At 74.9% G+C, this 14,382-nt stretch carries 14 protein-coding genes; 6 read left to right on the plus strand and 8 right to left on the minus strand.

The window, feature by feature from the left end; all coding sequences use genetic code 11:
- Positions 1–74 precede the first annotated feature (74 nt).
- The 3 genes from AB0H28_RS13375 to AB0H28_RS13385 all read left to right on the plus strand — a co-directional run bounded on the left by AB0H28_RS13375 (position 75) and on the right by AB0H28_RS13385 (position 3,848).
- On the plus strand, positions 75–2,567 hold the full coding sequence (locus AB0H28_RS13375) for a DEAD/DEAH box helicase (protein WP_358038345.1): 2,493 nt from the start codon (positions 75–77) through the stop codon (positions 2,565–2,567).
- Between the two features lie 270 nt (positions 2,568–2,837).
- The gene (locus AB0H28_RS13380; RefSeq protein ID WP_358038348.1) at positions 2,838–3,044 is read left to right on the plus strand and encodes a hypothetical protein; all 207 of its coding nucleotides are present in this window, start codon (positions 2,838–2,840) and stop codon (positions 3,042–3,044) included.
- Positions 3,045–3,269: 225 nt separating this feature from the next.
- The gene (locus tag AB0H28_RS13385; RefSeq protein ID WP_358038351.1) at positions 3,270–3,848 is read left to right on the plus strand and encodes a hypothetical protein; all 579 of its coding nucleotides are present in this window, start codon (positions 3,270–3,272) and stop codon (positions 3,846–3,848) included.
- A 150-nt stretch (positions 3,849–3,998) separates the two neighbouring features.
- Here AB0H28_RS13385 and AB0H28_RS13390 read toward each other — a convergent pair whose 3' ends face one another.
- From AB0H28_RS13390 to ssd, 7 genes are all read right to left on the minus strand, one after another.
- On the minus strand, positions 3,999–4,403 hold the full coding sequence (locus tag AB0H28_RS13390) for an Rv3654c family TadE-like protein (RefSeq protein WP_358039017.1): 405 nt from the start codon (positions 4,401–4,403) through the stop codon (positions 3,999–4,001).
- A gap of 41 nt (positions 4,404–4,444) precedes the next feature.
- Complete coding sequence (locus AB0H28_RS13395; RefSeq protein ID WP_358039020.1) at positions 4,445–4,840, minus strand: TadE family type IV pilus minor pilin; 396 nt, start codon at positions 4,838–4,840, stop codon at positions 4,445–4,447.
- Between the two features lie 62 nt (positions 4,841–4,902).
- Positions 4,903–5,070 carry a DUF4244 domain-containing protein gene (locus tag AB0H28_RS13400; RefSeq protein ID WP_088997060.1) on the minus strand — a complete coding sequence of 56 codons (168 nt, stop codon included), beginning with the start codon at positions 5,068–5,070 and terminating at the stop codon, positions 4,903–4,905.
- 23 nt (positions 5,071–5,093) lie between these two features.
- Positions 5,094–5,822, minus strand: coding sequence for a type II secretion system F family protein (locus AB0H28_RS13405; RefSeq protein ID WP_358038355.1), 729 nt, complete (start codon positions 5,820–5,822; stop codon positions 5,094–5,096).
- Positions 5,822–6,838: a hypothetical protein gene (locus AB0H28_RS13410; protein ID WP_358038358.1), complete on the minus strand. Its 1,017-nt coding sequence runs from the start codon at positions 6,836–6,838 to the stop codon at positions 5,822–5,824. The genes AB0H28_RS13405 and AB0H28_RS13410 overlap by 1 nt, the downstream gene beginning before the upstream one ends.
- A complete protein-coding gene (locus AB0H28_RS13415) occupies positions 6,835–8,046 on the minus strand; it encodes a TadA family conjugal transfer-associated ATPase (protein ID WP_358038361.1) in 1,212 nt (403 codons plus the stop codon). Before AB0H28_RS13415 ends, AB0H28_RS13410 begins: the two co-directional genes overlap by 4 nt.
- The gene (gene ssd, locus AB0H28_RS13420) at positions 8,043–9,146 is read right to left on the minus strand and encodes a septum site-determining protein Ssd (protein WP_358038364.1); all 1,104 of its coding nucleotides are present in this window, start codon (positions 9,144–9,146) and stop codon (positions 8,043–8,045) included. The genes AB0H28_RS13415 and ssd overlap by 4 nt, the downstream gene beginning before the upstream one ends.
- Positions 9,147–9,476: 330 nt before the next feature.
- On the opposite strand from ssd, the gene AB0H28_RS13425 reads away from it, so the two are divergent.
- Positions 9,477–10,169: a hypothetical protein gene (locus AB0H28_RS13425; RefSeq protein WP_358038367.1), complete on the plus strand. Its 693-nt coding sequence runs from the start codon at positions 9,477–9,479 to the stop codon at positions 10,167–10,169.
- 330 nt (positions 10,170–10,499) lie between these two features.
- Positions 10,500–11,306, plus strand: coding sequence for an HAD-IB family hydrolase (locus AB0H28_RS13430; RefSeq protein ID WP_358038370.1), 807 nt, complete (start codon positions 10,500–10,502; stop codon positions 11,304–11,306).
- Positions 11,307–11,406: 100 nt separating this feature from the next.
- Here AB0H28_RS13430 and AB0H28_RS13435 read toward each other — a convergent pair whose 3' ends face one another.
- Positions 11,407–12,153: an oxidoreductase gene (locus tag AB0H28_RS13435; RefSeq protein ID WP_358038373.1), complete on the minus strand. Its 747-nt coding sequence runs from the start codon at positions 12,151–12,153 to the stop codon at positions 11,407–11,409.
- 196 nt (positions 12,154–12,349) lie between these two features.
- Between AB0H28_RS13435 and acs the strand changes: the two genes are divergently transcribed.
- Positions 12,350–14,338, plus strand: coding sequence for an acetate--CoA ligase (gene acs, locus AB0H28_RS13440; protein ID WP_358038376.1), 1,989 nt, complete (start codon positions 12,350–12,352; stop codon positions 14,336–14,338).
- Positions 14,339–14,382: the final 44 nt, after the last annotated feature.

The raw sequence follows: 14,382 nt of genomic DNA on the forward strand, positions 1-14,382 counted from the left end.
GGTCACCGGTCTGCCCTCCCCATACCCCCACCCTGCGGTTCCCAATTCCGAACACCAGTGCGAGAGTGCAGGACGTGACCGACGACAGGCCCGGCCCGAGGCGTGCGCCGGCCGAGCTGCTGCGGCGGCTGCGGCTGCGCCACGCCACCGACCCGGTCACCCACGTCGAGCACGTGCCGGCCCGCGTCGGCGAGCCGGCTCCCTGGCCCGGCTGGGCGCCGGCGGAACTGCGGGCGGCGTTCGCGCGACGCGGCGTGGTCGCCCCGTGGCGGCACCAGAGCGAGGCCGCCGAGCTGGCGTACGCGGGACAGCACGTCGTCGTGGCCACCGGGACGGCGTCCGGCAAGTCCCTGGCCTACCAGTTGCCGGCGCTGAGCACCCTGCGCACCGACCCGCGCGCCACAGTGCTCTACCTGGCGCCCACCAAGGCGCTCGCCGCCGACCAGCTCCGCGCCGTCGCCGGCCTCGAACTCGACGGGATCCGCCCCGCCACCTACGACGGCGACACGCCACGCGCCGAGCGGGAGTGGATCCGCCGGCACGCCCGGTTCGTGCTGACCAACCCGGACATGCTGCACCACGGCATCCTGCCCGGGCACGCGCACTGGTCCGGCTTCCTGCGCCGGCTCGCCTACGTGGTGGTCGACGAATGTCACACCTACCGGGGCGTGTTCGGCTCACACGTCGCGCACGTGCTGCGCCGGCTGCGCCGGCAGTGCGCCCGCTTCGGTCGTGGGCCGGTATTTCTCCTGGCCTCCGCCACGTCGGGCGACCCGGCGACGGCGGCCGGGCGGCTCACCGGCCTGCCCGTCGCCGCCGTCACCGAGGACACGTCGCCGCGCGGCGGGGTGACGTTCGCGCTCTGGGAGCCGCCGCTGCTGCCTTCGGGTGATGCCACGCCGGAGGCAGACCTGGTGTCGGTGCGCCGGTCGGCGCTGCGCGAGACCGCCGACCTGCTCGCCGACAGCGTCATCGAGGGGGTACGCACACTCGCGTTCGTCCGGTCCCGCCGGGGTGCCGAGGTGGTCGCCGCGAACGCCCGGCGGACGCTCGACGAGGCGGTGCCCGGCCTCGGCGACCGGGTGGCCGCCTACCGCGCCGGCTACCTGCGCGAGGAACGCCGGGAGCTGGAACGGGCGCTGCTGCACGGCGACCTGCTCGGCCTCGCCTCCACCAACGCGCTCGAACTCGGCGTCGACCTGGTCGGCCTGGACGCGGTGCTGATCTGCGGCTGGCCGGGCACCCGCGCCTCGCTCTGGCAGCAGGCCGGGCGGGCCGGGCGCAGCGGCGACGAGGCCCTCGCGGTGCTGGTGGCCCGGGACGACCCGCTCGACACCTACCTCGTGCACCACCCGGAGGCGCTGTTCGGGCGTCCCGTGGAGGCCACCGTGCTCGACCCGGCCAACCCCTACGTGCTCGCGCCGCAGCTCGCCTGCGCCGCCCACGAGGCCCCGCTCACCCCCGCCGACCTGGACCTCTTCGGCGAGGGCGCGAAGGAGGCGGTGGACTCACTGGTCGAGGCCGGCGCGCTGCGGCAGCGGCCCACCGGCTGGTACTGGCGGCACCGGGAACGCCCCGACGTCGACCTGCGCGGCTCCGGCGGCGCGCCGGTCTGCGTGGTGGAGGAGTCCACCGGCCGGCTGCTCGGCACCGTCGACGGCGGCTCCGCCCACTTCCTGCTCCACACCGGCGCGGTCCACCTGCACCAGGGCGTCTCGTACGTGGTCGACTCGCTCGACCTGGCCGACGGGTGCGCGCTGGTGCACGCCGAGGAGCCGGACTGGTCCACCCACGCCCGCGACGTCACCTCGCTCTCCGTGGTTTCCGTCCGCTCGTACACCGACGCCGGCCCGGTCGGGCTCTTCCTCGGCGAGGTGGACGTGACCAGCCAGGTGGTGTCGTACCAGCGACGCCGCATCGCCACCGGCGAGGTGATCGACACCCGCCCGCTGGACCTGCCGGCGCGGGAACTGCGCACCGTCGCCGTGTGGTTCACGCTCTCCCCCGGCTCGCTGGCCCGCGCCGGCGTGGAGGCGGCCGACGTGCCGGGAGCCCTGCACGCCGCCGAGCACGCCGCGATCGGCCTGCTGCCGCTGATGGCGACGTGCGACAGGTGGGACATCGGCGGCCTCTCGACCGCCCTGCACCCGGACACCGAGGCGCCGACCGTCTTCGTCTACGACGGTCACCCGGGCGGGGCGGGCTTCGCCGAGCGGGCGTACCGGACGGCCGCCGCCTGGCTGCGCGCCACCCGCGACGCGATCGTCGAGTGCGGGTGCGAGACCGGGTGCCCGTCCTGCGTCCAGTCCCCGAAGTGCGGAAACGGCAACAACCCGCTGGCCAAGCCGGAGGCGGCAAAGGTCCTCGACGTGGTGCTCACCAACCTCGCCGCCGCAGTTCCCGCCCCGCTCTCCGGTGCCGCGTCGCACGCCCGCCCCGGCGCTGGCGTGACCAGCGGCGAAACGCCCGACGGTGGAGGGGCGCGCGTCGATCGTGGTGGGCGGTTGCCGCGGCAGGACGACCGGACGCTCCGACCGTCGGCGGCCGGCGGCGGTCCGCCGAACTGACCCGCCGGCCGACCGCGCCGCCGGCACCACCGGCCGGTCCGCCGTCAGTTCGGGGAAGTGGTGGCATCGGTGGCCGGCGGACCCCGCCACCTCGCCGACGTGGCGGGGTCGGAACTGCCGGCCGAGGCGGTGGACCGCGGGATCGGCGTCTGGTGGGTGGGACGGGGGCATGAGGTCGGGTGCCACGGGGCATTGATGTATGGGAGCGCTTCCATGCATTATTTCGGGTAGCGCAGACGTGACCCCGACCCGTCCGCCGGAGGTGCCGCCGTGGCCGACACGATCGCCGAGACCGTCGAGCTGCTCTACACCATCGACCAGGAAAACCTCACCCCCGACCAGCAGATCGCGCTGGGCACGGCACTGGCGAACCTGGCCCAGGCGGAGCGGCTGGAACAGATCAACGAACGTCTGCGCGGGATCCACCAGGTGCTGAACACGTGGGCGATGAAGGCCACCGTCGACGGCGGACGCTGAACCGCCGGTGCTGCCGCTCGCACCGGACGCGATCAGCGCCGTCGACCCGGGCCAGCCAGTTCGCCGAGGTGGGGGTGTCAACTGTTCCTCGACACCCCCGCCTCGGCGAACTGGAGTCGACCAAGCAGGCGGGGCGCCCGCGGCGGGAGCCGCGTCGCCGCTTGGCGAGCGCGCGCCGGTGGCGACGCTGTGCGACACTCCGGCGACCCCTCGAAGGAGATCAAGATGTCGCCCGACAACCTACAGGCGCAGCACCGCTTCATCGTCCGCCAGCGGATCCGGATGATGGTCAACCAGTACGAGGTGCACGCCGTGGCACCGGACGGCTCCGAGGGTGGGCTGCTCGCGTTCGCGCAGCAGAAGCGGCTCGCCTTCAAGGAGCAGGTCACCATCTACACCGATGACACCAAGCAGTACCCGCTCCTCGGCTTCAAGGCCCGTCAGCGTCTCGACCTGGGCGCCACCTACGACGTGACCGACCACGCCGGCAACCCGATCGGCCTGTTCCGCAAGGACTTCGCCCAATCGCTGCTGCGGTCGACCTGGCACGTGGAGCAGCCCGGCCTGCCGCCGGCGACCGGGCAGGAGCGCAGCCTGCCGGTGGCGCTGCTGCGCCGATTCGTCGACTCGCTCTCCTGGCTGCCCTACCACTTCGACTTCGTGGCCGGTGGTCAGCCGGTGTTCTCGGTCGACAAGAAGTGGGGCCTTCGCGACCGGTACGTCGTGGACATCCAGCACCCACACGTCGACCGTCGGCTGGTCATCGCCATGGCGGTGGGCTTGGACGCCCTCCAGTCCCGCTGAGCTGGTGCGGCCGGCGACTCCCGTCGCGGCGGGCGTCGCCGGCCGGTCCGCGACCCCTCGTCACGTGCGCCCCGCCTTCCGCACCACCCGTCCGGCCGTCACGAGTCACCGGCCCCGCACGCCCTGGCGGCTGACTCGCGTCGGCCGACGTCAAGGGTCGACGCTCCGCATCGGGCCGGCTCGTGACGCGGCGGTCGCGACGCGCGCCAGCCCGGGCAGAGGCACGACCCGTACCTGCGCCGTGACGATCAGGTCGAGCCCGTCGATCCGGCAGCCGGTCAACCGCCCACCGTTGGCCGCCACCAGCTCGGCGGCCCGACCACACGCGGCGTCAGGCCCGTCGAGTGCGCGACCGGCGCCCGCGAGCGCGCCGAAGTCGGCCGCGGCCCGGGCCTGATGGCGCGCGCACCGGGCGGCCCCGAGGCCGGCACCGAACAGCCCGACGAACACGAACACCAGGCCGAGCGCGAGCAGGCACACCGTCGCCCCACCCCGCTCGGCCGCCACCCCGTCGGCGGGCCGCCCGCGAGCTGCCTCGCCGACGGACAGCCCGATGTCGCAGGGCCCGGCGGCGGAAGGCGACGTCCTCCCTGCCGTCACCGCGCTGGGCCGGGAGCGCCGGGCTCCACGGCGGCCACCGCCACGCCGGAGACGGTCAACCGGGGCAGCCGGGCGCCGACCGTCCGCACCGGCGCCCGCACGGTCGCGGTCACCCGGTCGCCGGTCACGGTCACCGTCACCTCCGCCCCGGCCGGCGCGTACCGGTCGCCGGCGGCGACACCGGGCTCGCCCCGGGCGGCGGCGAGCGCCGCCTCCCGGGCCGCGTCGACACAACCCGCGCGGGTGGTCACCGCGTCGACCGCCGTCAGCCCGGCGAAGAGGAGGAGCATCAGCGCCGGCAGGCCGGCCGCCAGCTCGGCGGTGAACGACCCCCGCTCCCGGGCGCCCCACTGGCGCTGCCGTGCCGCACCGCGCGGATCGTCGAGCGGCATCACCACCCGGAGCAACGGGACGGACGACACGCCGGGCCGCCGGCCGACCCACCGGCGCCCGGTCACTTCAGGGCCCGGTCGATCACGGCGGTGAGGGCGGACTGCACGTTCCCGGAGGTGAGCACCTTCAGCAGGATCCCGGCGAAGGCGACCGCGGCGAGGGTGCCCACGGCGTACTCGGCCGTGTTCATGCCGGCGTCACCCCGTAGGCGGGCGAAAAGCTTACGCATGTCGTACGTCCCTTCTCGATGGTTCACAGCACGTCGCCGAGGACGGCGACGATCACCGGCACCAGACCGGCGAGAATGAAGGCGGGCAGGAAGCACAGCCCGAGCGGCAGCACGATGAGCACCCCCGCGCGTCGGGCGGACGCCTCGGCCGTGGTCGAGCGTTCGGCCCTCAGGTCGTCGGCGAGTCGCGTGAGCGCGCCGGCCAGCGCGGCGCCGCTGTTCGACGAGCGGATCGCGGCGCCGACCAGGCCGGCCGCTCCGGCCACCGGTCGCAGGTGCGCCCACGCCTCCGTCGGCGTGCCCCCGAGGTTGAGCGTGCGGCCCACCCGGCCGAGCCGGTCCGCGAGTGGCCCGCCGAGCGCCTCCGCCACCGCGAGCACCGAGCGGTCCACCGGCCCACCGGCGCGGAGCGCCGCGGCCAGCAGGTCGGCGGCGAGTGGCAGGTCGGCGCTCTCGCGCAGGCGCCGCTCCCGCACGGCGCGGGGTTCGATCCGGCGGAGCAGGCGGTCGGAGGCGACGCCGGCCAGCGGCCCGACGAACAGGCCGGACCAGCCGCCGATGACGAACGCCACGGCGACCGCGGCCAGGCCCGCGCCCAGCCGGATCCGGTCCGGCCACCACGCCGGACGGACCTGCCGAGGGGCGGCTGCGAGCCGGCGTAGTCGCCGGGCCGGGCGGACCACCGGCCCGACGACCGCGAGGAGCGTCGCGGCGCCGCCGAGACATGCTGCGGCCACCGCCTGGCGCGACATCAGGAGGCCCGGCCGGGTCCGGCACCGAGCCGCTCCGCCCAGAGCAGCCCACCGCTCTGAAGGACGACGGCCGCCAGGGCGCTCGCGCCGCCGACCGGAGTGTGCAGGAGCACGGCCACCGGGTCGACCCCGATGGCGTAACCGAGACCGATCCCGCCGAGCGGCAGACCGGCGAGCAGCCAGGCGGTCGCCCGGGCGCCGGCGGCCTGGGCAGCGGCAGCCGCCAGGCCACGGTCGGCGGCGCGGGCGTCGGCCTCGATCCGCTCCAGCAGGTCGGCCAGCGGCGCCCCGGTACGGTCGGCCAGCCGGACCGCAGCCCGGCACAGCCCGGCGAGCCGCCCGGTGCCCCCGTCGAGCACCGCACCTGCGGGCAGGCCGGCGCGCAGGTCGGCGGCGGCACCGGCGAGCCGGTCGAGATCGCGGCGGTGGGCCAGCTCGGCCGCCCGCTGCGCGCGTCGCCGCAGCGTCGCACGGGCCGCGAGGGTGCCGTAGGCGCCCAGCACCAACGCGGCCACCGGCCCACCGAGGAGCGCGCCGACCCCGCCGCCGAACACCGCCGCCACCGGCAGCGCACGCCGGGCGGTCAGCCTCGCGCGAACCTGCGTCGCCCGGCTCTCGTCGGCCAGGTTCGTCGAGTCGACCGCGCGGAGCACACTCTCCCGGAACGCCTCCGGTCGCGTGGTGGGCGGTCGGAAGGCCAGCTCGGGTCGTCGGCCTCGCGGGTGGCCGCCGGGGCCGGCCCACCGACGGTGTTCGCGACCCAGCCCGGCCACCGGTCGGCGCAACCGGTCCAGCCGACCGGGTGGTCGGCCGGACCGGACCGTCGACGGGCGCGCAGACCCTCGGACCCGACCGGCGCCGCCGGCTCTCGACCCGCTGACCGGTCGGGCGTCTCCCGGGACCTCCCCCGGATCGAGAACCGCCCGCCGCCGGACCCGGCCGGCGCGCACCGGCCAGGCGACCGCGACGGCGGCCCCGGTCAGAAGCACGAACGCCAGCCCGAGCTGCCCGGTCACGACGAACCTGCCGAGCCGGGCCGGCCCGCCCGCAGGATCGGCGGTGCGGGCACACCCCGGTCGTGCAGCAGGCTGCCGAGCGACCCGGCGGCCGGACCGAGTCCACGGCCACGGATCCAGGCCGGGACCACGGTCACCACCCGGTCCGGCCCCTCCGGCAGGAGCAGGCCGATCGAGTCGAGCACCCGGCCGCTGCCGGTCCGGCGGAGCTGGAGGACCACCTGCAACGCGGCGGCTACCTGGGCGTGCAGCGCGACCCGGGGCAACCCGCCGAGCATCCCGAGCGCCTCCAACCGGGCGGGGACATCCGTCGGGGCGTTGGCGTGCAGCGTCCCTGCCCCGCCGTCATGGCCGGTGTTCAGCGCGGCCAGCAGGTCGACCACCTCGGCGCCCCGGCACTCGCCCACCACCAGCCGGTCCGGCCGCATCCGCAGCGCCTGCCGGACCAGGTCGCCGAGCCCGACCACGCCGACGCCCTCGACGTTCGCGGTACGCGCCTGCAACCCGATCACGTGCGGATGCACCGGACGCAGCTCGGCGGCATCCTCCACCAGCACGATCCGCTCGTTGCCGGGCACCAGCCCGAGCAGCGTGTTCAACAGGGTGGTCTTGCCGGAGCCGGTGCCACCGGTCACCAGGTAGGCAAGCCGGGCGGCCACCACCGCGTCGAGCAGCGGGGCGACCGGCCCGGGGACGGTGCCGTGCTCGACCAGTTCGTCCAGGGTGAACGGCCGCTGCCGGAAGGTGCGCAACGACAGATACGGGCCGTCGGTCGCCACCGGCGGCAGCACCGCGTGCAGTCGGGTGCCGTCGGGCAGCCGCGCGTCGGCGTAGGGCGAGGCGTCGTCGAGCCGGCGACCGGCCGCCGCGGTCAGCCGCTGCGCCAGCCGGCGTACGTCATCGACCGTGCCGAGCGGCACGGCGACCTGGCGCAGCCCTCGTCCCCGGTCGACCCAGACCCGGACCCCGTTCACCAGCACATCGGTGACCTGCGGGTCGGCCAGGAGCGGCGCGAGCGGGCCGGCGCCGACGAGGTCGTCGTGCACCCGGTCGGCGATCCGCAGCAGGGTGGTGTCGCCGAGCACACCGGTGGCCGGTTCGGCGCGTACCGCCGAGACGACCGCGGCGGACGTGACCGGCGTGGCCTCGGCGGCGAGCCGGTGCCGGACGCGGACGGCCAGTTGCTCCGGGTCGCCCGGCCCGGTCACGCCGCACCCGCCGCGGATCGCCCGGTCAGCTCGTCGACGAGCCGCTGGCACAGCACGGCGAGCGGGCCCTTGCCGGTCGCGCCCGGCGCCTCACCGCGTTCCAACCCTCGGCACAGGCCGGGCTCGGGCCGGAGCGTGCCGGCGAGCGGAAGCCCCAGCGCGCGGGACACCTCGGCCGCCCGCAGCCGACCCGGCGCCGGGCCCCGCACGATCACCGACAGGTCGGCACAGTGCGGGCCCACGACGGCGGCCACCCGGGCCGCGGCGGCGGTGGCCCGCAGCTCCGCGGGCACCACGAGGAGCGCCCGGTCGGCAGCCTGGAGGGCGATCACGGCCGCGTCGTCGAGATGCCGGGGCAGGTCGAGCACGACCAGGTCCCGCCCGCGCCGGCCGGCGTCGACCGTGGCGGCCATCGCCTCGGCCGGCAGGTGCCGCAGGTCGCCCCGGTCCCACGAGAGCACGACCAGGTCACCGCGGCTGGGCAGGGCACGGACCAGAGCCGGCGGATCGACGCGCCCGTCGGCGCCGGCCAGCTCGGGCCAACGCAAGCCGTCGAGTTGCTCCCAGCCGAGCACCAGGTCGAGCCCGCCGCCCAACGGATCGGCGTCGACCAGGAGCGTGCGCAGCCGCGCCCGGGCCGCGCTGACGGCGAGCCCGCCGGCGAGCACGCTGGCCCCGGCGCCACCACGCCCGCCGAGCACCGCCACGACCCGCGCCGGACTCCCGCCCGCCGGCCCGGCCACGCACTCGGCGAACCGGTCGATCAGCCAGGGCTCCGCCGCGGGTAGGGCCGCCACGTGCTCGGCGCCGATCAGCTCGGCCAACTCCGTACCCGGATCGAGCTGGCCGGAGCGACCGACCAGGACCGTGCGCGAACGTCGCGGCAGGCGGGCCCGCAGGCAGGCCGCCGCCTGGTCGGCTCCGACCAGCACCAGCGGCGCCGGTGCCCAGCGGGCGCGGGCGCCGGCCGGATCGGACGCCAGCTCCACCTCGGTGCCGCCGGCCGCGGCGAGGCGCAGCAGTTCGTCGAGCAGGTCGCCGTCGGCCGTGACGAGCAGGGGCAGCCGACGGTACGGCGGAAGCGGGGTACGGGGTGGCATGACGGCCTCCAACGGTCTGACTCGGACGTGCCGCGATGCAGCCTGCCCAATGCGCAGGGCCGGACGGAGGACGCCGGGTGCCCGCCTGTGGACAGTGGGCCGATGTGGACAGACCTCGGTGGACGAGTGGATCTGTTATGCGCCGGGCTACCGGACCGGCGGTGAGCACCCGGCGGCACGGCCTCGCCGAGCATCCGAAGAGGCGGCCCCACCCCGGCCCACCGGCTGGCGTCGGTGACACCGGCAGCCATTGACTAGGGGGATCACCTGACCCGCATAATCGGATCCCTTGCCGCAGAACGGACGGCACCGGCTCGCGGAATCGAGGCCATGACCGATCCAGCGCACGGCACCGGAACCCCGCCTGCCCGTCACCACGCCCACCCCGCCTCCCCGGCCGGCGACGGCTGGCTGCGCGACCCGTCCCCCGCCACGCTCGCCTCGGTGGCGATCGGGATCGTGGTCGTCGTGCTGGTCGGCACGCTCAGCTTCTTCGCCATGCCCCGCCGGCCCGATCTGCCGCCGCCCGTCGGCGGCGAGGCGATCCTGGCCTCACCGCGGAACTCCACGCCAGCGGCGGACCTGCCGACCGAGTCATACTCGCCGGCACCCGTGTCACTCTCCACCCGCGCCATGCTGCCGACCCGCCGGCCCGCGCCGCCCCGCCGCACCACCCCGGCCGCCCGGCCGCCCGCGCCGAAGCCGTCGGCCAGCAGCGCGAAACCCTCGGCACCACGGCCGGGCGAACTCACCCCGCTCCCGGCGTCCCGGGAATCGACGCTGCGTTCCCGAAGCGGCGGTCCGGAGACCTTCGTCGACTTCGTCAACGCCCGGTCGGCGACCGTCGTGGTCCACTGGTTGAACTACGGCGGGGCCCGCCAGCGGTACGCGGTGCTGCGGCCGGGGCAGACCTACCGGCAGCAGACGTACGTGGGGCATCCGTGGGTGGTGACCGACTACCGGGGCCGGGCACTGGTCTGCTTCGAGCCGGCGGCGCAGACACTGCGCGCCGTGGTCCGCTGACCGAATTCGCCGACCGACCGCAAAGGGACGACCCCCGTCGGGGGGAGACGGGGGTCGTCGGGTGGTTCGGCTCCGGGGGGGTCGAGCCGAACCGACTCAGCGGTCACGGGGGGTGCAACCGCCGAGGGTCTGCGGGCGACCGGACGTGAACTCCGGTCGCGAGGACAAGCATGCCGCAGCCGACCCTTATACGTCGAGTGGTGTTCACTCCACGCAAAGCTAATTTCCCGCACGGTGATGTGACTGCCGTCACTCCGCCGGGTGCACCTCGGTCTCCGGGCCCCCGGGGCGGGCGGCCGTGAGCGTTCCGTCCGGCTAGACTTTCGCGCCGTGGGCCGTAGCGCCGCTTTCTTCGATCTCGACAAGACCGTCATCGCCAAGTCGAGCGCACTGGCGTTCGGTCGGCCGTTCTACCGGGACGGGCTGATCACTCGGCGTGACGTGGTCAAGTCGGCGTACGCGCAGCTGATGTTCCGGCTGGGCGGCACCGACGAGCAGACCATGGCCCGCACCCGGGACTATCTGGCCACGCTCTGCAAGGGCTGGCCGGTGGAACAGGTTCGTCAGATCGTCGCGGAGACGCTGCACGAGCTGATCAACCCCTACGTGTACGCCGAGGCGGCCGCCCTCATCGAGGAGCACCAGGCCGCCGGCCGGGACGTGGTGCTGGTGTCCGCCTCGGGTGAGGAGATGGTCCGGCCGATCGGCGAGTTGCTGGGGGTGACCGACGTGATCGCCACCCGGATGGCTGTCGTCGACGGCCGCTACAGCGGCGAGGTCGAGTTCTACGCGGCCGGTCCGAGCAAGGTCGACGCCGTGGGCGAGCTGGCCGGTGAGCGCGACTACGACCTGGCCGACTCGTACGCGTACTCCGATTCGTACAGCGATCGGCCGTTGCTGGAGTGCGTGGGGCACCCGAGCGTGGTCAACCCGGACCGGGCGCTGCGCAAGCTGGCGGTGGAGAACTCCTGGCCGGTGCTGGAGTTCCGGCACCCGATCCCACTCGGCCGTCGGCTGCGGGAGCGGCCGGCGGTGCCGGTCGCGGCGGCGGCGCTCGGCGTGGGTGTCGGCGTGGCCATCGGCATCGCCTGGTACGGCCGGCACCGGCGCACCCGGACCGCCGCGCCCACCGGGTGACAGCCCACCGGGTGACAGCCCACCGGGTGACAACGCCCACCGGGTGACCCCGACCGTCGCCTAGCGGCGCGCACGTCGGTTGACGGCGCATGGCCGGCGGTCAGGACGCGGCGAGGAGTTCGTCGCCGATGAGCGTGATCTGGTCCGCGCCGATCTCCACCGCGCTCATGTAGTGCCGTAACCAGGATCGCAGGCCGTCCGGGGTGCCGGTGGCGAAGGCTCCGGCCGCGCCGACGTACTCCGGTTCCCGCTCGCGGTGCCCGACGTCCACGGCGACCAGCCCACGGGGGTCGAAGCCGGTGGAGATCAGCACCAGCCGCGCGGCGGCCCGGGCCACCACGCCGGACGGGCCGGGGAACGGGCGCAGGTTCAGCAGTTCGCCGTGCACCACGGCGGCCAGCACCAGCGGGGGCACCTTGGTGCCGCCGGCCGCCAGGTCGGCCAGGCCGTCGAGCCGGGCCGCCACCACCGGGTCGGTCACCGGCCGGCCCAGTTCCGCCTCGGTCACCACGTCGCGGGCGGCGAGCACGTGCAGCCGGGCGAGCACCTGCCGGGGCGCCTTCGGCCAGAGGTCGCTGAGCCCGGGCAGCGCCCCGGCCACCCGCAGCGCGCCCTGGAGCACCGGGTCGGTGACGGTGCCGGCACGTACCTCCTCGCGGTCGTGGTCCCGGCCTTCCAGGGCCGCGCTGGCGACTGCCGAGCGGAGGCTGACCTCGGCGGCGAGCGGACCGCCCTGGCGGCGCAGCGCCCGGTGGCGGTGCGCCTGGTCAACCCGGTCGCGGGCCCGCTCGACGGCGGGCGCGACGTCGGCGAGCGCGAGCAACGGGGCGAGCGGATCAGTGGTCACCCTGACACGGTACGGGGTGTTAAGAAGGGGCCCTTCCTCTACTGGAGGCGTTAACAGGGGGCCCGGCCTTACACCTCAGCGCGGAGGGGGCGCCGCTGGGCGCGCGGAGCGGGGCGGGCGGTCGCGGGTGCGGTACGGCGGGGCTAACCTTCCCCGGAGTAGGGAGACGCAGGTCACGCGACGAAGGAGTCACCGTATGAGCGAGGCATTGGCCAATCTGCTGAACGAGACGCGCCAGTTCCCGCCGCCGGCCGAGCTCGCCGCGAACGCCAACGTGACCGCGGCTGCGTACGACGAGGCGGCCGGTGACCGGCTCGCCTTCTGGGAGCGCCAGGCCGGCCGGCTGACCTGGGCGCAGCCGTGGGAGCAGGTGCTCGACTGGTCGAACGCCCCGTTCGCGAAGTGGTTCACCGGCGGCCGGTTGAACGTGGCGTACAACTGCCTGGACCGGCACGTGGAGGCGGGGCACGGCGACAAGGTGGCGATCCACTGGGAGGGCGAGCCGGGCGACACCCGCACCGTCACCTACGCCGACCTGCACCGGCTCACCTGTCAGACGGCCAACGCGCTGACCGAGCTGGGCGTTGCGGCCGGCGACCGGGTGGCGATCTACCTGCCGATGATCCCGGAGGCCGCGGTGGCGATGCTCGCCTGCGCCCGGATCGGCGCGACGCACAGCGTGGTCTTCGGCGGCTTCTCCGCGGACGCGTTGACCAACCGGATCCAGGACGCCAGCGCCAAGGTGGTGATCACCGCGGACGGTGGGTTCCGCCGGGGCAAGCCGTCGGCGCTCAAGCCGACCGTCGACGAGGCGGTGGCGAACTGCCCGTCGGTGGAGCACGTGCTGGTGGTGCGCCGCACCGGCGAGGAGGTCGACTGGTCGGCGAAGGACCACTGGTGGCACGAGGCGGTGGAGAACGCCTCACCGGAGCACGAGGCGCAGCCGTTCGACGCCGAGCACCCGCTGTTCATCCTCTACACCAGCGGCACCACCGCCCGGCCGAAGGGGATCCTGCACACCACCGGCGGCTATCTGACCCAGGCGTCGTACACCACGCACGCGGTGTTCGACCTGAAGCCGGAGACCGACGTCTACTGGTGCACCGCCGACATCGGCTGGGTGACCGGGCACTCCTACATCGTCTACGGCCCGCTCTCCAACGGCGCCACCCAGGTCATGTACGAGGGCACCCCGGACACCCCGCACAAGGGCCGGTTCTGGGAGATCGTCGACAAGTACCGGGTCAGCATCCTCTACACCGCGCCGACGCTGATCCGCACGATGATGAAGTGGGGCGAGGACGTCCCGGCCGGGTACGACCTGTCGTCGCTGCGTCTGCTCGGCAGCGTCGGTGAGCCGATCAACCCGGAGGCGTGGATCTGGTACCGGCAGTACGTGGGCCGGGGTGAGCTGCCGGTCGTCGACACCTGGTGGCAGACCGAGACCGGCGCGATGATGATCTCGCCGCTGCCCGGCGTGACCGAGGCGAAGCCCGGCTCGGCGATGAGCCCGCTGCCCGGCATCGTCGCCGACGTGGTCGACGACCAGGGCCAGTCGGTGCCCAACGGCGGGGGCGGCTACCTGGTGCTCACCGAGCCGTGGCCGTCGATGCTGCGCACCATCTGGGGCGACGACAACCGGTTCCTGGAGACGTACTGGTCGCGGTTCGGCGCGGGCGCCAACACCGGCGACAAGTGGGTCTACTTCGCCGGCGACGGCGCCAAGAAGGACGACGACGGGCACATCTGGCTGCTCGGCCGGGTCGACGACGTGATGCTGGTGTCCGGCCACAACATCTCCACCACCGAGGTCGAGTCGGCGCTGGTCAGCCACCCGTCGGTGGCGGAGGCGGCGGTGGTGGGCGCGACCGATCCGACGACCGGGCAGGCGATCGTGGCGTTCGCCATCCCGCGCGGCAGCGCGGAGACCTCGGGGGACGCGGGCGAGCAGCTCATCGCCGAGCTGCGCAACCACGTGGCGAAGACGCTCGGCCCGATCGCCAAGCCGCGGCAGATCATGCTGGTGCCGGAGCTGCCGAAGACCCGCTCCGGCAAGATCATGCGCCGGCTGCTGCGGGACGTGGCGGAGAACCGGTCGCTCGGCGACGTGACCACGCTCCAGGACTCCTCGGTGATGGACCTGATCTCCTCGGGGATGGGCGGCGGCCGGTCCGACGAGGACTGAGCAGGGCGGACGAGGGGGCGGGTCGCGTGGCGGCCCGCCCCTTT

The sequence above is a fragment of the Micromonospora sp. NPDC050980 genome, from assembly GCF_040653835.1.
Taxonomy (GTDB): domain Bacteria; phylum Actinomycetota; class Actinomycetes; order Mycobacteriales; family Micromonosporaceae; genus Micromonospora.